The organism is Gluconacetobacter aggeris (genome assembly GCF_014174395.1).
Lineage (GTDB): Bacteria > Pseudomonadota > Alphaproteobacteria > Acetobacterales > Acetobacteraceae > Gluconacetobacter > Gluconacetobacter aggeris.
Map to the genome: position 1 here is coordinate 91,391 of NZ_JABEQD010000011.1, position 17,595 is coordinate 108,985.

At 67.3% G+C, this 17,595-nt stretch carries 14 protein-coding genes and 1 tRNA gene; 12 read left to right on the plus strand and 3 right to left on the minus strand.

The window, feature by feature from the left end; genetic code table 11:
* Positions 1-76: 76 nt before the first annotated feature.
* Positions 77-886, plus strand: a complete 810-nt coding sequence (locus HLH36_RS14695; protein WP_246376888.1) for a DUF3108 domain-containing protein — start codon at positions 77-79, stop codon at positions 884-886.
* A 74-nt stretch (positions 887-960) separates the two neighbouring features.
* On the opposite strand, the gene gph is transcribed toward HLH36_RS14695, so the two are convergent.
* Entirely contained in the window at positions 961-1,641 is a 681-nt protein-coding gene (gph, locus tag HLH36_RS14700; protein WP_182987088.1) for a phosphoglycolate phosphatase, read from the minus strand.
* 117 nt (positions 1,642-1,758) lie between these two features.
* Between gph and glmU the strand changes: the two genes are divergently transcribed.
* The 10 genes from glmU to HLH36_RS14750 all read left to right on the plus strand — a co-directional run bounded on the left by glmU (position 1,759) and on the right by HLH36_RS14750 (position 14,506).
* Entirely contained in the window at positions 1,759-3,132 is a 1,374-nt protein-coding gene (gene glmU, locus HLH36_RS14705) for a bifunctional UDP-N-acetylglucosamine diphosphorylase/glucosamine-1-phosphate N-acetyltransferase GlmU (protein ID WP_182987145.1), read from the plus strand.
* Positions 3,132-4,955, plus strand: coding sequence for a glutamine--fructose-6-phosphate transaminase (isomerizing) (gene glmS, locus HLH36_RS14710; protein WP_182987089.1), 1,824 nt, complete (start codon positions 3,132-3,134; stop codon positions 4,953-4,955). Before glmU ends, glmS begins: the two co-directional genes overlap by 1 nt.
* A 120-nt stretch (positions 4,956-5,075) precedes the next feature.
* On the plus strand, positions 5,076-6,092 hold the full coding sequence (locus HLH36_RS14715; RefSeq protein ID WP_408871903.1) for an FAD-dependent oxidoreductase: 1,017 nt from the start codon (positions 5,076-5,078) through the stop codon (positions 6,090-6,092).
* Positions 6,093-6,140: 48 nt separating this feature from the next.
* Positions 6,141-6,338 carry a sulfur carrier protein ThiS gene (gene thiS / locus HLH36_RS14720; protein ID WP_182987091.1) on the plus strand — a complete coding sequence of 66 codons (198 nt, stop codon included), beginning with the start codon at positions 6,141-6,143 and terminating at the stop codon, positions 6,336-6,338.
* A gap of 4 nt (positions 6,339-6,342) precedes the next feature.
* Positions 6,343-7,113 carry a thiazole synthase gene (locus tag HLH36_RS14725; protein ID WP_182987092.1) on the plus strand — a complete coding sequence of 257 codons (771 nt, stop codon included), beginning with the start codon at positions 6,343-6,345 and terminating at the stop codon, positions 7,111-7,113.
* The gene (locus HLH36_RS14730; RefSeq protein WP_182987093.1) at positions 7,110-7,742 is read left to right on the plus strand and encodes a thiamine phosphate synthase; all 633 of its coding nucleotides are present in this window, start codon (positions 7,110-7,112) and stop codon (positions 7,740-7,742) included. Before HLH36_RS14725 ends, HLH36_RS14730 begins: the two co-directional genes overlap by 4 nt.
* A gap of 154 nt (positions 7,743-7,896) precedes the next feature.
* Positions 7,897-10,524 (plus strand): cation:proton antiporter domain-containing protein, encoded by a 2,628-nt coding sequence (locus tag HLH36_RS14735; RefSeq protein WP_182987094.1) that lies wholly within the window; start codon positions 7,897-7,899, stop codon positions 10,522-10,524.
* 114 nt (positions 10,525-10,638) lie between these two features.
* Entirely contained in the window at positions 10,639-11,094 is a 456-nt protein-coding gene (locus HLH36_RS14740) for a (2Fe-2S)-binding protein (protein WP_182987095.1), read from the plus strand.
* Positions 11,094-13,247, plus strand: coding sequence for a molybdopterin cofactor-binding domain-containing protein (locus HLH36_RS14745; protein ID WP_182987096.1), 2,154 nt, complete (start codon positions 11,094-11,096; stop codon positions 13,245-13,247). The genes HLH36_RS14740 and HLH36_RS14745 overlap by 1 nt, the downstream gene beginning before the upstream one ends.
* Complete coding sequence (locus tag HLH36_RS14750; RefSeq protein ID WP_182987097.1) at positions 13,244-14,506, plus strand: cytochrome c; 1,263 nt, start codon at positions 13,244-13,246, stop codon at positions 14,504-14,506. The genes HLH36_RS14745 and HLH36_RS14750 overlap by 4 nt, the downstream gene beginning before the upstream one ends.
* An 84-nt stretch (positions 14,507-14,590) precedes the next feature.
* Here the strand turns inward: HLH36_RS14750 and HLH36_RS14755 are convergent.
* Positions 14,591-14,665 (minus strand) — tRNA-Met (locus HLH36_RS14755).
* Between the two features lie 174 nt (positions 14,666-14,839).
* Here HLH36_RS14755 and HLH36_RS14760 point away from each other — a divergent pair.
* Entirely contained in the window at positions 14,840-16,009 is a 1,170-nt protein-coding gene (locus HLH36_RS14760; RefSeq protein ID WP_182987098.1) for a mechanosensitive ion channel domain-containing protein, read from the plus strand.
* Positions 16,010-16,036: 27 nt separating this feature from the next.
* Here HLH36_RS14760 and HLH36_RS14765 read toward each other — a convergent pair whose 3' ends face one another.
* The gene (locus tag HLH36_RS14765; protein WP_182987099.1) at positions 16,037-17,575 is read right to left on the minus strand and encodes an APC family permease; all 1,539 of its coding nucleotides are present in this window, start codon (positions 17,573-17,575) and stop codon (positions 16,037-16,039) included.
* Between the last annotated feature and the right edge of the window lie 20 nt (positions 17,576-17,595).

Consider the following 17,595-nt stretch of genomic DNA (forward strand, 5'->3'; position numbering starts at 1 on the left):
CGCTCGCCAGCCCGCGTTCAGCCAGGCTCCGCCCCATCGGCCGGCTTCCCTTTTCCCCGTTTCGTGGAGAGCAGTGATGCGTCTGTCACGCCGATTCCCGGCATTGGGATTTTCCGCGCTGGTGCTGGCGGCCATGCTTGGCGTGTGGGCGCCCGTGGCGCGGGCGGCGAACGATCCCGCGCAGATCGTGCATGTTTATGGCGTCTATAATCACGGGTTCCGCGCGCTGACGATTGCCGCGCGCTATGCGGTGACGCCGAACGGTTATGCCGTGCGGTCGACGATCCGCAGCGGGGGCCTGCTGGGGCTGCTGGTGCGCATGAACATCACCTCCCAGGCGACGGGGCAGTTCCTGCCCGATGGGGTGCGGCCGCTGACCTATGACAGCGCGGGTTATTCGCGCGGGGCGGACCGGCATGTGGTGCTCGATTACAGTGGCGGGCAAACGCACATCGCCCTCCAGACTCCACCGGAGCCCAGTCGTGACCCGATTCCCGCTGCCGATCTGGCGCCGGCGATGGATTCGCTCAGCGCGCTGATGCGGTTGCAGCAGACGGTGCGGAGCCATCATCAATGTGACGGATCGGCCACCGTGTTCGACGGGGCGCGCCTGCTGCGGATGGATGCGCACACGGTCGGCATGCAGGACATGGCGAGCGATTCCCGTCAGCCCTATCGGGGGGCGGCGTTGCGCTGTGATTTCAGCGACGTGCAGATCGCCGGGTTCCGCAAGACCGATGGGCCGGATTCGGCGGCACGCAAGCCGATTAGCGGTTCGGTCTGGTTTCAGGACGTGCCGGGTGACGGGCTGACGATCGTGCGCATCGCCTTCGACCATCCGAAGCTCGGGCACCTGACGGTGCTGCTGCTGCCGAATGCCGCGTAGGGCTAGGCTGCACTCCGGAACCTGACCGGACGCGCGCGCTGGCTTGCCGCCAGCGCGCATTTACGGACAGGTTCTCAGGCGGGGATTAACTGGTCGGCCAGATGCGGGATTTCGGCGATCGAATCGCCTCCCGCCGTCGCGCCGGCTTCCATGTCCGGGCGGCCATAGCCCCAGCGGGCGAAGATCGCGCGGACGCCGGCTCCTTCGGCGGCCGCGATATCATTGTGATGATCGCCGACCATGACGGCGCGTATGGGCGTTCCATGCGCCTGCTGAATGGTGCCGAGCAGGTGGATGGGGTTGGGCTTGCGGGCGGGGAAACTGTCGCCGCCGCCGATCGTATCGAAGATGCCCGCCAGCCCCAGCGCGTCGATGATGCGGGTGGCGGCGGCGACCGGCTTGTTGGTGCAGATCGCCAGCCGCCAGCCCTGCGCCCGCAGCGTGTTCAGCGCGTAATCCGTGCCGGGGAAAAGGCGGGACTGCTCGGTGGAGCGGGGCGTGTAATCGGCCATGTAGCGCTCCACGGCCTGATGCGTGTCGATCGCGGATGCCTCGGGGCCGGCATGGGCCAGCAGGCGGCGCACCAGCGCGGCCACACCGTCGCCCACCATGGCGCGCACCAGTTCCGGCGCGATGCCGGGCAGGCCGTAGCCTTTCAGCAGCCGGTCGGCGCTGGCGGCGAGGTCCGGCAGGCTGTCCAGCAGCGTGCCGTCCATGTCGAAAACGGCGAGGCGGGGGAGGGTGTCTGATGGCATGGGCTTCTCCTGGAAGCGGTCCTGTCGGCCTGGATGCAGTAATTCGTAAACCTAAGTGATGGCCTGCGATCACCCCTCTATTTGACAGGGCCGATGCTCGCCCGCTACCCGCATGACATGAATGCCCAGTCTCTGTCCGCGACGCCAGCGGACCCTGCCGCCCGTCGTCCCGCCACGGCCGTCATCCTGGCGGCGGGGATGGGGACGCGCATGAAATCCGACCAGCCGAAGGTGATGCACCCGCTCGCCGGCCGGCCGATGCTGCGTTACCTGCTGGATCACGCCGCCATGGTGTTCGACCGGATCGTCGTCGTCGCCGGTCCGGGCATGGAGCAGGTCGCGGCCCTTGCCGCGCCGTATCAGGTCGTCGTGCAGGCCGACCGGCTGGGCACCGCCCATGCCGCGGCCCAGGCGGCCGATCTGTTCGGCGACGGCGATGTCGCGGTGCTGTATGGCGACAATCCGCTGATCACGCCCGAGAGCATGCGCAACCTGGTGGCCTGCCGGGCAACCCCCGGCGTCGGGCTGGCGCTGATGGCGATGCGGCCCCGTGACCCGGGCCGTTATGGCCGCATCGTCAGCGAGGACGGGCTGGTGCGGCGGATCGTGGAATGGGCGGACGCGAGCGAGCAGGAACGGGCGATCGACCTGTGCAATGCCGGCGTGCTGTGCGCCGAGGCCGGCAGCTTCCGGCGCTGGCTGTCCATGGTGCGCAACGACAATGCGCAGGGCGAATATTATCTGGGCGACGTGGTGGCCCTGGCCGTGGCCGAAGGGCAGCAGGTCCGCGCGGTGGAAGCCCCTGAGGACGAGCTGCGCGGCATCAATTCCCGCGCCGAGCTGGCCGAGGCCGAGGCCTGCGTCCAGAAGCGGCTGCGCGCGGCGGCGATGGATGCGGGCGTGACGCTGGTGGCGCCGGAGACAGTCTTCCTCTCGGCCGATACCGTTTTCGAGCCCGATGTGCTGGTTCAGCCCCATGTGGTGTTCGGGCCAGGGGTGCGCGTGCGTCGCGGGGCGGAGATCCGTGCCTTCAGCCATCTGGAAGGCTGCGTGGTCGGGCCGGGGGCGCTGATCGGGCCCTATGCGCGGCTGCGGCCGGGCAGCGATGTCGGGGCGGCGGCCCATGTGGGCAATTTCGTCGAGCTGAAGGGCACGACCCTGGGTGCCGGGGCGAAGGCCAACCATCTGGCGTATCTGGGTGATGCGGCGATCGGCGCCGGCACCAATGTCGGGGCCGGAACGATCACCTGCAATTACGACGGTGTGTTCAAGCATCGTACCGAGATCGGCGCGGATTGCTTCATCGGGTCGGACGCGATCCTGGTTGCGCCGGTGGCGATCGGCGATGGGGCACTGATCGCGGCGGGCAGCGTTATTACCGAGAATGTGGAGGCCGGCGCGATGGCATTCGGGCGCGCGCGGCAGGAAAACAAGGACGGACGGGGGGCGGCGCTGCGCGACGCCCTGCGCAGGAAGAAGGAGCAGGGGTGATGTGTGGCATAGTCGGCGTCGTCGGCGGCAGGGACGCTACACCGATCATCTTCGACGCCCTGAGGCGGCTGGAATATCGCGGATATGATTCCGCCGGAATCGCGACGCTGGTGGATGGGCGGATCGAACGGCGCCGGGCAGCCGGCAAGCTGGACAATCTGGCCTCCGTGCTGGCGCGCGCGCCGCTGGCCGGGGTGACGGGGATCGGCCACACGCGCTGGGCCACCCACGGCGCCCCGACCGAGAACAATGCCCATCCGCACGGCACACCCCGCGTGTCGGTGGTGCATAACGGCATCATCGAGAATTTCGAGGCGTTGCGGCGGGAGCTGGAGCAGGCGGGCTACGTCTTCGTGACCGAGACCGACAGCGAGACCGTAGCGCAACTGGTCGATTTCCATCTGGCGCGCGGCCTGTCGCCGCGCGAGGCGGCGTTCGCCACGCTGCGCCGGCTGGAGGGGGCCTATGCGCTGGCGATGATCTTCGCCGGGCATGACGACCTGCTGATCGGCGCGCGACATGGGGCGCCGCTGGTGGTGGGTTATGGCGAGAACGAGATGTTCCTCGGCTCCGACAGCCTGGCCCTTGCGCCGCTGACGCGCCGCATCGCCTATCTGGACGATGGCGACTGGGTGATGGTGACGCCGGAGGGCGCGGAATTCTTCGACGCCTCGGGCGAGCGGGTGGAACGCGCGGTGCGCACCACCGCGCTGATCGCCGGTTCGGTCGGCAAGGATGGTTATCGCCACTACATGGACAAGGAACTGCACGAGCACCCGGTGGTGATCGGGCAGACCCTGCAGCGGCTGATTGACCCGGCGACGCGGCGGGTCGTGCTGCCGGACCTGCCGTTCGACCTGGCGTCGCTGCCCCGTGCGGCGGTGACGGCCTGCGGCTCGGCCTTCTATGCCGGGTTGATCGGCCGTTACTGGCTGGAGGCGGTGGCGGGCCTGCCGGTCGATATCGATGTGGCCAGTGAGCTGCGCTATCGCGATCCGCCGCTGACGCCGGGCGGGCTTGGCCTGCTGATCTCGCAGTCGGGCGAGACGGCGGATACGCTGGCCGCGCTGCGCGGCATGCGGGCACGCGGGCAGCATATCCTGTCGGTCCTGAATGTGGAACAGAGCACGATGGCGCGCGAGAGCGATGTCGTGCTGGGCACCGTCGCCGGGCCTGAAATCTCCGTGGCCAGCACCAAGGCCTTCACCGCGCAGCTTTCGGTGCTGGCGTGCCTGACGATCGCGATCGGGCGGGCACGCGGCACGCTGTCGCTGACGCAGGAGCAGGAACTGGTGGCCGAACTGCTGGACCTGCCCAGCCGTGCGAACGAGGTGTTCGACCAGGCGCCCGCCATCCGTGCGATGGCGGCGGTCGTCGCCGAGGCCCGCGACGTGCTGTATCTGGGGCGTGGGTCGGCCTTTCCGGTGGCCATGGAAGGGGCGCTGAAGCTGAAGGAGGTCTCGTATATCCATGCCGAGGCCTATGCGGCGGGCGAGATGAAGCATGGCCCCATCTCGCTGATCGACAGCACGGTGCCGATCGTGGCCACGCTGCCCTCGGGCCGGCTGTTCGAAAAGACGCTCTCCAACCTGCAGGAAGCCCGTGCGCGGGGTGGCCGTCTGCTGGTCTTCACCGATACGCAGGGGGCGCCGCGGCTGCGCGATCTGGCCGAAATCGTGGTTGCGCTGCCGACGGTGAGCGAATTCACCGCCCCGGTGCTGCAGACGATTCCGGTGCAGATGCTGGCCTATGAAGTGGCCCTGCTGAAAGGGACGGATGTGGACCAGCCGCGCAACCTGGCCAAGTCGGTCACCGTCGAATAGTCGATTGCCCCGAGGGGGAGCGGCTCTGGCCCATCCCTGCAGGGTGTTGTCTTCGGTCGCTGGAGGCAACATCCTCTCGCCGGCTATACGCCGGGCCTGCCCGGCGGTGGGAAGGGAGCGATGTCCATGACGAAGGTGGCAACCGGTGTGCGGCCGCGGGTTCTGGTACGGGGGGCCGGCGTTGCGGGCCTGACCAGCGCGGTGACGCTGGCCGAGCGCGGCGCCGACGTGGTGCTGCTGGAGGTCGGCACGCGCGAGGGGGCCGGGGCGTCGTGGATGGCGGGCGGCATGCTTGCGCCGTGGTGCGAGGCCGAATCCGCGCCGCCTGAGGTGACGCGCGATTCGATCGAATCGGTCGATTGGTGGGCGGCTCATGTGCCGGACGTGGCGCGCAATGGCACGCTGGTCCTGGCCCCGCCGCGCGACGTTGCTGATATTACGAGATTTTCCCGGCGGACCAGCCATTTCGACCTGGTGGATGGCGATCGTATTGCCGAACTGGAACCTGATCTGGCCGGCCGGTTCGACAAGGGGCTGTTCTTTCCCGAGGAGGGGCATCTCGACCCCCGTAAGGCCCTGGCGGCGTTGCGCGAGCGGTTGATCGCGCTGGGGGGCACGGTTCAGCTCAACGCGCCGGCCGATCGCATGGCCGGTGATCCGTGGCATGGGGCGCGGCCCGACTGGGTGGTGGATTGCACCGGGATCGCCGCCGAAAAGCGGTTGACCGGATTGCGGGGCGTGCGGGGCGAAATGGTGCTGCTGCGCTGCCATGAGGTGACGCTGCATCGCCCCGTTCGCATGCTGCATCCGCGTATTCCGGTTTACATCGTGCCACGGGCGGACCATCTGTTCATGGTGGGGGCGACGATGGTCGAGAGCGAAAGTTTCGCCAGCATGACCCTGCGCTCGATGGTGGAACTGCTGACTGCAGCCTATGTGCTGCATCCGGCCTTCGGCGAAGCCGAAATCGTCGAGACCGGGGTTGGCGTGCGGCCCGCCTATCCGGACAATGTGCCGGCCGTGACCGTCGAGGGGCGCACGGTCTATGTGAACGGCATGTATCGCCATGGTTTCCTGCTGTCGCCCTCGCGGGCGCGGCGGGTGGGCGACATCGTGTTCGGTGCCTCTGCCGCCTGACGTTCCGGACGGAGCGATGTGCGTTATGCGGGGGCAGGGAGGAATGACATGAGGATACTGGTGAACGAGGAGCCGCGCGATATCGCGACGGCGACCCTGGCCGGCCTGCTGGACGAGCTGGGCTATGGCGACGCCAGGGTGGCGACGGCGGTGAATGGTGCGTTCGTGCCGGCAGCGCGGCGCGGTTCATTGACGCTGGACGAGGGCGCGCGGGTCGAGATCCTGGCGCCGATGCAGGGGGGATAGACCCATGCTGTTCTATGGTGCCGAACTGTCATCCCGGCTGATGCTGGGCACCGCCCAGTATCCGTCGCCCGAAATCCTGGCCGATTCCGTGCGGGCCGCCCAGGCGGGGGTGGTAACGGTGTCGCTGCGGCGCGAGTCGATCGGTAGTCGCGCCGGACAGGCCTTCTGGTCGCTGATTCGTGACCTCGGCGTGCCCGTGCTGCCCAATACGGCCGGTTGCCATACGGTGAAGGAGGCCGTGACGACCGCCCACATGGCGCGCGAGGTCTTCGAGACCGACTGGATCAAGCTGGAGGTCATCGGGGAATCGGACACGCTGCAGCCCGACATGTTCGCGCTGGTCGAGGCGGCCCGAATCCTGAGCGAGGACGGGTTCAAGGTCTTTCCCTACATGACCGAGGATCTGGTCGGCGCCGAGCGGCTGATGCGGGCGGGCTGCCAGGTGCTGATGCCCTGGGGGGCGCCGATCGGGTCCGGCAAGGGGTTGAACAATGTGTTCGGCCTGCGGGCATTGCGGGCGCATTTCCCCGATGTGCCGCTGGTGGTGGATGCGGGGATCGGCCTGCCGTCCCACGCGGCGCAGGCGATGGAACTGGGCTATGACGCGGTGCTGATCAATACCGCCGTGGCGCAGGCGGGCGATCCGGCCCGGATGGCGATGGCGTTTCGCCTGGCGGTCGAGGCCGGGCTGATCGCCCGCGCCGCCGACCCGATGGAACAGCGCGACATGGCCGTGCCATCCACCCCCGTCCTCGGCCGGGCGGTGCTGGCATGAGCCTGCCATCGCGGATCTATCCGGTCGTCGACCGGGCGGAATGGGTCGATCGGCTGGGTGGGGCCGGGGCACGGCTGATCCAACTGCGGATCAAGGATCTGGAGGGCGCTGAGCTGCTGGCCGAAATCCGCACGGCCCGAGCATGTGCCGCGCGCCATGGCGTGTGCCTGGTGCTGAACGATTACTGGCAACTGGCACTGGATGAGGGGATCGATTTCATCCATCTGGGCCAGGAGGATCTGGACGAGGCCGATCTGCCCGCTATCCGGGCGGGGGGACTGCGGCTGGGGGTCAGCACCCATTCCACGGGCGAACTCGACCGGGCCCTGTCGGTCGGCCCTGATTATGTCGCCCTTGGCCCGGTCTGGCCGACGAAGCTGAAGCAGATGCCCTGGGGGCCGCAGGGCGTCGAGCGGCTGAGCGAATGGAAGCGGCTGGTCGGGTCGGTGCCCCTGGTGGCCATCGGCGGGATCACGCTGGGGCGCGCCGCGTCCTGTATCGCGGCAGGGGCGGACTGCGTTTCCGCCGTGTCCGACTTCATCGGCCAGCCGGACCCGGAAGGCCAGGTCCGGGCATGGCTGGCGGCCACCGCGGATGGTGCCGTGTTTCAGAACGGCAGCATAACGTGACCAGCCGGAGCCGTTGCCGCTAGGCAGCCGGTATGCTTTTTCGGGGCAGTGGCACGGGCGGGGGAGAGTTGCCGCGTCGCGGGGCCACGGCCATCGGAAGGTCATACTCTCATGCCATGATGGCCGGCGTGGGATGACAGAGAGGTGTTGACGGATGGCGGTGACAGGTCTGGCAGCGGTTCTTCTGGCGATCGCCGCACTTCTGGTGGTCGTCAGCGCGGTGCAGCCGGTCGCCCGACGTCTGGAGATCTCGGAGACGGTGCTGCTGGCGCTGGCGGGCATCGTGCTGGGCGGCAGTGCCGACCTTGTGCTGCGCTCGTCCTATACCGACCTGTTCAACGGCGCCGCCGAGACCCTGCTGGACTTTCCGCTGAACAGCGAAGCCTTTCTGCTGATCTTCCTGCCGGCGCTGGTGTTCCAGGGGGCGCTGGCCATCGATGTCCGCCGCCTGGCCCATGAGACGGCGACCGTGCTGCTGCTGGCGGTGGTTGCGGTGGTGGTCTCGACCGCGACCATCGGGCTTGCCCTGTTTCCCTTCGCCGGCCTGCCGTTGTCAGTCTGCCTGCTGCTGGGGGCGATCGTGGCGACCACCGATCCGTCGGCGGTGGCGGGAATCTTCCGCGATATCGGGGCCAGCAGCCGGCTGACCCGGCTGGTCGAGGGCGAGGCGCTGCTGAACGACGCGGCGGCGATCTCGATCTTCTCGCTGCTGCTGGCGGCGGTGACATCGCATCACCGCATTGCGCCGGGCAGCGCGCTGCTGGAGTTCCTGGTCTCGTTCACTGGTGCCATCGTCATGGGGGTACTGTTCGGACGGCTGACGCTGCTGATGATCACCACCATCGGCGCGGCGCCGGCGGCCGAGATCACGCTGACCGTGGCCCTGCCTTATATCGTCTATATCCTGTGTGACGAATTCCTGGGCTTCTCGGGCGTGGTTGCCGCCGCGTCGGCGGGGCTGACCATGTCGGTCTACGGGCCGTCGACTTTCCGGCCCCAGACATGGCGCTTTCTCAACGAATTGTGGCAGCAACTGGTGTTCTGGGCCGGGTCGCTGGTGTTCGTGCTGGCGTCGATGCTGGTGCCGCGGCTGCTGGTGGGCATGACGCGCTGGGATTGCGTGCTGATCCTGCTGGCGACGGGGGCGGGGTTGCTGGCGCGCGGCGCGGTGGTGTTCGGCCTGCTGCCGCTGCTGGCGGCCACGCGCCTGTCGCCGCCAGTGCCCACGCCCTTCAAGGTGACGATGGTCTGGGGCGGACTGCGGGGGGCGATCACGCTGGCGCTGGCGCTGGCGGTGACCGAGAACCATCATGTTACGACCCCGGTGGCGCATTTCATCGGCATCATCGCCACCGGGTTCGTGCTGATCACGCTGTTCGTCAACGGCACCACGCTGCGTTATCTGGTGCTGTTCCTGAAGCTCGACCAGCTTTCGCCGATCGATCAGGCCCTGCGGCACCAGGTGCTGGGCATCGGGCTGGGCGAGGTGCGCGATCGCACCAGCGAAGTGGCCGAGGAACTCGGCTTCTCCCGCGCCGTGTCGGACACCGTCATCAGCCAGCTTGGCCGGCAGGTGGAGGAAGAGGAGCAGGCTAATACCTTCGATACCGCGCTGGGCGACCGGCAGCGGGTGACGCTTGCGCTGATCGTGATCGCGAACCGCGAACGCTCGATCCTGCTGGACCTGTTCCGCATCCAGGGCCTGTCGCGGCCGGTGATGGAGACGCTGCTGCGCTCGGCCGAGGCGATGGTCGACGGTGCCCGGCTGGAAGGTCGATTCGGCTATGTGCGCGCCCTGCGCCGGCGCCTGCGCCCGTCTCTGCGGTTCCGGATTGCGCAGGCGATCCATCATCGCTTTCATTTCGACCAGCCGCTGATGTCCTGCATGAGCGAGCGGTTCGAGATGCTGATGATCAGCTATTTCGTCTCGCTGTCGCTGATCCGCTTCATGCGCACCCGCATGGAGCCGACGCTGGGCAGTCGCATCGGCGAGATCGTCGGCGAGGTGCTGGAACGGCAGCGCAAGCTGCTGAACGAGGCGCTGCAGACGCTGCGGCTGCATTACCAGGGCTATTCGGAGGCGCTGGAAATGCGCCTGCTGCAACAGGTCTCGCTGCGGCTGGAAGGCGAGGAATATGATTCCCTGCTGTCGGAATCGCTGATCAGCGACGAACTGCATCGGGAGCTTCATCGCGATGTCGAACGGCGGCGCGGGCATCTGGGCGCCCCCCTGACATTCAATATCAAGGCCGGGATCGAGGCGCGGATGCGTGCGCTACCGGTCTTCCGAGGCCTGTCGGACGAGGTTCTGCATACGCTCGCCCCGCAATTGTCGATCCATTTCACCTCGCCGGGCGAGCGGCTGTACCGGCGCGGGCATCGGGTCCGGGCCGTCTATTTCATCAGCGCGGGTCTGGCGGAGACCCATTACCCCGAACATGACGTCCGGTTCGGTTCCGGTGACGTGATCGGTGCGGAGGAGGCCCTGTCGCGCATGCCGGCGCGGGCGGTCACGCGGTCATTGCAGTTCGGCCAGTTCCTGAGCATGAGCCCGCGGCGTTTCCGCCGGCTGGTGGCGGATTATCCGGAAATCCTGGCCAATCTCGATGAGCTGACCCGGGCGCGGCACACATCGGAACGGTCCGGGGTGACGCTGTTGCCGGGCGAAAGCGCGGTTCTGAAACCGTCCGACGATGCGATTGCGCTGGCGACGGCCGATCTGTCGGATGCGCTTCCCGTATCGACCGAGGAGCAGGAGCACCGGCCGGTGCCCCCATCCTGAACGAAGGGGCTGGCGGCGGGGCATGGTCGGTTCGATACTGTTCTGATATCGGTACTGCGGGCTGGCGGTGGACTGCCTGCCCGCGACCCGGTTTGTCTGGTCCGGAGGGTTTGTATGCTGACATTGCAGGTAAACGGCGCAGCGCATCAGGTGGATGTTCCCGATGACATGCCGCTGCTGTGGGTCCTGCGGGATGTCCTGGGGCTGCCGGGCACGAAATTCGGCTGCGGTATCGGCGAATGCGGGGCCTGCACCGTCCATGTCGATGGCAAGGCCGTGCGGGCCTGTTCGCTGCCGGCCTCTCTGGTGGGCGACCGGCCGGTCACGACGATCGAGGGACTGGCCGAGGACGAGGTGGCGACGGAGGTCACGAAGGCCTGGCTGGATATCGATGTGGTGCAGTGCGGCTATTGCCAGCCCGGCCAGATCATGGCCGCCATCGCGCTGTTGAAGGGCAACCTGCATCCTTCGGATGACGAAATCGACCAGGCGATGTCGGGCAATATCTGTCGTTGCGGCACCTATCGCCGGATCCGCGCGGCTATCCGTAACGTGGCCGGAGCGGTCTGATGCCTGTCGGAACGATTGCGATTTCGCGCCGCCGCGCCCTGCTCGGGGCGGGCGGCCTGCTGATGGCGGCGATGGTGCCGCTGGAGCGATCGCGGGCCGCGACGCGGATCGTCGAGGACCAGACGGGTCCGTTCGCCCCCAACGCCTTCGTGCGGGTCGCGCCGGATGGCAGCATCACGCTGATCCTGCCGAATGTCGAAATGGGGCAGGGGATCTATACGGGTGAGGCGATGCTGATCGCCGAGGAACTGGACGTGGGGCTGGACCAGATCCAGATCGAGGCGGCGCCGCCGGACGATGCCTATATCACCAAGGCGCTGGGAACGGAGGCCACCGGCGGATCGACCTCGACGATCGCGACCTGGACCAGCCTGCGCGAGGCCGGCGCCGTGGCCCGCACCCTGCTGGTCCGCGCGGCGGCCAACCGCTGGATGGTCGATGCGGCATCGTGCCAGACCGAGGCCGGGATGGTGCGCCACGGGCCCTCCGGGCGCACCCTGAGCTATGGAGAACTGGCGATCGAGGCCGCTGCCCTGCCGGTTCCGGCCGGCCCGGTCGCGTTGCGCGATCCGTCGACCTTCCGCCTGATCGGCCATGCCCAGCATCGGCTGGACGGGCCGGCCAAGGTCGCAGGCACGGCGACCTTCGGCATCGACATCCGGCAACCGGACATGAAGGTCGGTACCGTCGCGGCCTGCCCGGTGATGGGCGGCGTGCTGCTGCATGTCGATGACAGTGCCGCGCGGAAGATTCCCGGCGTGCGGGACGTGCTGACGATCGGCAACGCGGTCTGCGTGGTGGGCGACCATTTCTGGGCCGCGCGCAAGGGGTTGGAAGCCCTGGCGATCACCTGGGACGAGGGCGTCAATTCCACCGTCTCCACTGAGACGGTCTATCGCGGACTGCATGAGGCCCTGCAGGGGCCGGCCATCGTCGCCCACACCAAGGGCGACGCCAAGGGGGCCATTGCCGGGGCGGCGACGCGGGTGGAGGCGGTCTATCAGCAGCCGCTGCTGGCGCATGCGCCGATGGAGCCGATCAACTGCACCGTGCATGTGACGCCCGAGCGATGCGATATATGGGTGGGCACCCAGGTGCCGATGCGGGCCCGCGATGCGGCGGCCGAGATAACGGGCCTGCCGAAGGACAAGGTCTTTCTGCATAACCAGTATATCGGCGGCGGCTTCGGACGGCGGCTGGAGCATGAATATGTCACGCAGGCGGTGCAGTTTGCCCGCCAGGTGGCGTACCCGCTCAAGATCGTCTGGAGCCGCGAGGAAGACCTGGCGCTCGACCGGTACCGTCCGGCCTATGTCGACCATCTGGTGGGCGGGCTGGACGCGCATGGCAAGCTGGTCGGGTTGTCGCACCGCATCGTCGGGCCGGCGGTGGTTGCGCGCTGGGCGCCCGAGGCGCTGCTGCCGAATGGTGTCGATGACGACCTGCTGGCCGCGACGGTCGAGACGCCTTATGCGATCCCCGCGAGGTTCCTGGATTATGCGCGGCGCGAGGCGCCGGGGGTCGTGACCGCCTGGTGGCGCGGGGTGGGGGGGACGCGCGGCGTCTTCGTCATTGAGAGCTTTATCGACGAACTGGCGGCCAGCGCGAAGGTCGATCCGGTGGAGTTCCGCCGCCGCATGACGGGCGACCATTCCCGCGCTCGTGCGGTGCTGGACCTGGCGGCCGAGAAGGCGGAATGGGGCAGCAAGCTGCCGGAGGGCGTCGGGCGCGGCGTGGCGCTGCAATATGTCTTCGGCTCGTACCTTGCCACCGTGATGGAAGTCGAGGTCTCCCAGATGGGCACCGTGCGCGTCCGCCGTGCCGTCGTCGCCGTGGATTGCGGACGGGTGGTCAATCCCGACCAGGTCGTGTCGCAGATCGAGGGGGGACTGATCTTCGGCCTGAGCGCCGCCCTGTTCAACGAGGTTACGCTGGAGAAGGGGCGGGTGCAGGAAAAGAATTTCAATACCTACAGGGTCCTGCGCATGAACGAATCCCCGGCCATCGAAGTGCATCTGATCGACAGCACCGAGGACCCGGGCGGCATCGGCGAAACCGGGACGGCCGCCGCCGCTGCCGCCGCGGCCAATGCGATGGCCGCCGCCACGGGCCGGCGCTATCGCCGGTTGCCTCTGACGGGGGCGCAGGCATGAGCCGCCCGATCATGATGCGCCTCGGGCGCCGGGCCGCCGGCATGGCCGTTCTGGCCGGGATGGTGCTGACCTGCGTTGCCGCGCGGGCACAGGATGCCGATCTGGCGCGGCGCGGCGCCTATCTGGAACAGGCGGCGGATTGCGAGGTCTGCCACACGAAGCCGGGTGGCATCCCCTTCGCCGGGGGGCGCGCGTTCGATCTGCCGGGGATCGGCACCATCTACGCGCCCAATATCACCCCGGATCATGAAACCGGGATCGGGCGCTATACCGATGCGCAGTTCGATGCGGCCGTTCGTCGCGGCGTGGCGCCCGGATGGCGGCATCTCTATCCCGTCATGCCCTATGCGTCCTATGCCAGGATGACGGAGGGGGATGTTCGCGCCATTCGCGCCTATCTGATGACCCTGCGGCCGGTCCATGCGCCGGCACCGGCCAATCAGGTGCGCTTTCCCTATAATATCCGGCTCGCGATGATCGGATGGAACCTGCTTTATCGCCCGTCGGGGCCTCTGGCGGACGATCCGGGGCGTTCGGCGGCGTGGAACCGGGGGCGCTATCTGGTCGATGCCGCGGGCCATTGCGGCGAATGCCATTCGCCCCGCAACATGCTCCAGGCGCTGTCGGTGACGAAATCCTATGCCGGGGCGCCGATCGATGGCTGGCTGGCCTATAATATCTCGTCGGATGTCGATAGCGGCATTGGCGCGTGGAGCGACCCGCAACTGGCGGCCTACCTCTCCACCGGGCATGCCGACGGGCGTGGTACGGCCGTAGGGCCGATGGCGGAGGTGGTCAGCCACAGTCTGCGTTATCTGACGCGGGAGGATATCGCGGCGATGGTGACCTATCTGCGCAGCCTGCCCGCGCGGCGCTCGGACGAAACCGTTGGTGTCGTGTCACCGGAGACCCTTGCCCAGGCGGGCCCGAATCACAGCAATGGCGGGCGGCTGTTCGCCGGTGCGTGCGCCGGATGCCATCTGACGGATGGGTATGGGCGGCAGGTCGATTTTGCGGCCTTGTGGGGCGCGCGCAGCCTGGGTGAGATCGACGGGCGGAATCTGGTCCGGACCATGGTGGAGGGCGTGACGCTGCAAAGCGCGCATGGGGCGATGATCATGCCGGCGTTCGGGCCCGAATATCGCAACCAGGATCTGGCCGACATTGCGAACTATGCCATCGGTCATTTCGGGAACCGGGTCGGCCATGTGACGGCCAAGGACGTCGCCGCCACCCGGGCAAGCGTCCCGCCATCCTGAGCGGGACGAACTCACGACGACGGCTCAGGGCCTGCTCTGTGCGGGCCTGCCGGATCGTCTATAGAAGGTGGAAAGACCGACCGATGGTAGCGGCGGACGGATTTGAACCGCCGACCAAGGGATTATGATTCCCCTGCTCTACCGCTGAGCTACGCCGCCATCGTGTCGGTGACGTGGGAAATATCCCCCCGTCCGGGTAAAGTCAACCCACGGATCGTGTTTGAAGTGAAGGCTCCCATCATGGTTAAAGAAGCGCCTCGTCCCCATTGATATGACGCCATTCATGCCGTCGGCATTCCGCATTGCCCCTACGGAAAGAGTGAACCCGGATTCGTGAAAAGCACCTTCATCGACCTCCTGACCCAGATTCGCGAGTCCTTCGACTGGCTTCCCGCCACCGTGGCCTCGGTGCTGATGCTGTGCGCGGCGGTGCTGATGGCCGAGATCTGCAGCCGGATCATGACCAAGCTGGTGCTGCGCATTCCGGGGCAGAAGAGGGGCGCGTTCGTCCGGTCGTTCACGACGGCGATGCAGCGCCCGGCGCGGGTGATGCTGGCGATTATCTTCGTTGGGACCGCGCTGCCGGCTTCGGGTTTTTCCTATCGTACGATGCAATGGACCGGCCATGGGCTGCTGGTGCTGTTCGTGCTGATGGTGGGCTATGCCGCGATCGTGGCCATGCGCATCCTGTCCGATGCCTATCTGGCGCGGATCACCGGCAAGGACGACCGCGACGATATCCTGCTGCGCACGCACATGACCCAGGTCCGCGTGCTGCGGCGCATGGCGGATATCCTGGTGGGGCTGCTGACGATCGGATCGGCGCTGATGACGTTCGAATCGGTGCGGGAATATGGGTTGAGCCTGTTTGCGTCGGCGGGCGCGGCCTCCGTGGTGGTCGGCCTGGCGGCCCGTCCGCTGCTGACCAACCTGATCGCGGGCATGCAGATCGCCATGACGCAGCCGATTCGCATGGAAGATCTGATCATCATCAATGGCGACTGGGCGTGGGTGGAGGAAATCACCGCCACCTATGTCGTGCTGCGGGTCTGGGACTGGCGGCGGCATATCGTGCCGATTTCCTGGTTCCTGGAAAATCCGTTCCAGAACTGGACCCATAATTCGGCGGCATTGATCGGGGTGGTGTTCCTGTATGTCGATTTCCATGCGCCCATGGACCGTATCCGCGTGCGCCTGCGTGAGATCGTGCATGCCAGCCCGCTGTGGGACGGCAAGGTGTTCGATGTTCAGGTGGCCGATTGCAGCGCCCAGGTCATGACCGTGCGGATCATCGCCAGCGCGCGCTCGGCGATGGTGAGCTGGGATCTGCGGTGCGAGATCCGGGAAAAGATCATCGTCTTTCTGCGGGACGAGTGCCCCGAGGCCCTGCCGCGCGAGCGGCTGGCCCATGTCTCGTCCCTGGCGGGGCAGGAGGCCCTGATGGTGGCGCCCCTGATCGATCGGCCCCCGCCGGGAGCCTATACCGGCCCCTCCGGCCCGTAAGCGCCAATCCATGCGCTATTCAGGCTTTTAAACGATTGCCGTGCTGTCTTCCCGGCCCAGGCGCGAGTGGGAGTGGCCGTAGAGCGTGTAGCTGAGGATGCCCAGTATCACATAGGTGCCCAGCAGGATCATCGGCAGCGGGTTGCCGTTGAACAATGCGCGGACCATGTCCACGAATAGCGGGCCGGCCATGATCAGGCAGAACAGGATGCCCAGCGCCGGCGCCACGCCGATCCACACGCCGCCGACCCGGATGCCCCCGAGCGGCACGCTGAAGGGGCGCGGAAGATCGGGCCGTGCGTTGCGCTGCCAGATGACCGTGAAGCAGACGATGCCGAAGGCGGCGGCGGTGCCCAGGCTGACCAGGTCGCTGATGATGTCGATCGGCAGGGTTGCCGTGGCGATCGCCACGATCGCGCCCAGCACCATGGTCCCGACCCACGGCGTGCGGAAGTTCGGATGCAGGCGGCAGAAGATCGGCGGCAGCAGCCCGTCGCGGGCGATGGTGAAGAAGACGCGGGTCTGGCCATAGAGCAGGCCCAGGATCACCGAGCAGAGGCCGACCACGGCGCCGACCTTGATCATCAGTGCCAGCCAGGGCTGGCCGATCGCGTCGACGGCGATGGCCAGCGGGTCGGCCACGCCCAGCTGGCGGAAGGGAACGACCCCGATCAGCACCGTTGCGACGCACATATAGACCAGCGTGCAGAACACCAGCGAACCGATGATGCCCAGCGGCACGTCCCGCTTCGGGTTGCGGGCTTCGGCCGAGGCGGTCGACACGGTCTCGAACCCCACATAGGCGAAGAAGATCACCGAGGCGGCGCGAAAGATGCCGGGCACCCCGAAATGAAACCCGCCTTCGCTGGGCGGAATGAAGGGCAGCAGGTTATGGGGATGGACGTAGCGGATGCCGAAGACCAGGAAGAGCATCAGCACGCCGACCTTCACGAATACGATCAGCGTGTTGATCCGTGCCGATTCCTCGATGCCGAGAACCAGCAGCCCCGTGACCACGACCACCGACAGGGCGCCCACCAGATCGAGCCTGGGGGCCACCAGCAGGCTGGCGCCGTGGGCCGTGGGCAAGGTCTGGACCAGGGTGGTGCTCAGGAACGCGGGTACATGGACGCCCAGATCGTGGAGCAGGCTGGTGGCGTATCCGGAAAAGCCTGCCGCCACGCCGGCGCAGGACACGCCATATTCCAGCAGCAGCAGCCAGCCGACCGCCCAGGCCGCACCCTCGCCCATCGAGACATAGGCATAGCTGTAGGCCGAACCGGAGACCGGCATCGTGGAGGCCAGTTCGCCATACGACAGCGCGGTGAACAGGCAGGCCAGGCCGGCGACGAGGAACGAGAGCAGGATGGCCGGGCCCGCGTAATTGGCGGCGGCGGTGCCCGTCATGACGTAAATTCCGGCGCCGATGGTCGACCCGATACCCAGCATCATGAGCTGGATGGGACCAAGGGTGCGCCGTAACCCGTGGTTCTGGCTCTCGGATTCGATTTGCTGGATGGTTTTGCGAAGCCGCAGGCGGCTGGTAGACGCTGGAGGGAGAGACATAAAATTCACAATATCAGATC

What these genes read in the sequence shown, in the direction of transcription:
- HLH36_RS14765 (WP_182987099.1), bottom strand. Translation starts at nt 17,575, where the DNA reads ATGTCTCTCCCTCCAGCGTCTACCAGCCGCCTGCGGCTTCGCAAAACC.
- HLH36_RS14730 (WP_182987093.1), top strand. Translation starts at nt 7,110, where the DNA reads ATGAGCCTGCCATCGCGGATCTATCCGGTCGTCGACCGGGCGGAATGG.
- HLH36_RS14725 (WP_182987092.1), top strand. Translation starts at nt 6,343, where the DNA reads ATGCTGTTCTATGGTGCCGAACTGTCATCCCGGCTGATGCTGGGCACC.
- HLH36_RS14750 (WP_182987097.1), top strand. Translation starts at nt 13,244, where the DNA reads ATGAGCCGCCCGATCATGATGCGCCTCGGGCGCCGGGCCGCCGGCATG.
- gph (WP_182987088.1), bottom strand. Translation starts at nt 1,641, where the DNA reads ATGCCATCAGACACCCTCCCCCGCCTCGCCGTTTTCGACATGGACGGC.
- HLH36_RS14740 (WP_182987095.1), top strand. Translation starts at nt 10,639, where the DNA reads ATGCTGACATTGCAGGTAAACGGCGCAGCGCATCAGGTGGATGTTCCC.
- glmS (WP_182987089.1), top strand. Translation starts at nt 3,132, where the DNA reads ATGTGTGGCATAGTCGGCGTCGTCGGCGGCAGGGACGCTACACCGATC.
- thiS (WP_182987091.1), top strand. Translation starts at nt 6,141, where the DNA reads ATGAGGATACTGGTGAACGAGGAGCCGCGCGATATCGCGACGGCGACC.
- HLH36_RS14735 (WP_182987094.1), top strand. Translation starts at nt 7,897, where the DNA reads ATGGCGGTGACAGGTCTGGCAGCGGTTCTTCTGGCGATCGCCGCACTT.
- HLH36_RS14715 (WP_408871903.1), top strand. Translation starts at nt 5,076, where the DNA reads ATGTCCATGACGAAGGTGGCAACCGGTGTGCGGCCGCGGGTTCTGGTA.
- glmU (WP_182987145.1), top strand. Translation starts at nt 1,759, where the DNA reads ATGAATGCCCAGTCTCTGTCCGCGACGCCAGCGGACCCTGCCGCCCGT.
- HLH36_RS14695 (WP_246376888.1), top strand. Translation starts at nt 77, where the DNA reads ATGCGTCTGTCACGCCGATTCCCGGCATTGGGATTTTCCGCGCTGGTG.
- HLH36_RS14745 (WP_182987096.1), top strand. Translation starts at nt 11,094, where the DNA reads ATGCCTGTCGGAACGATTGCGATTTCGCGCCGCCGCGCCCTGCTCGGG.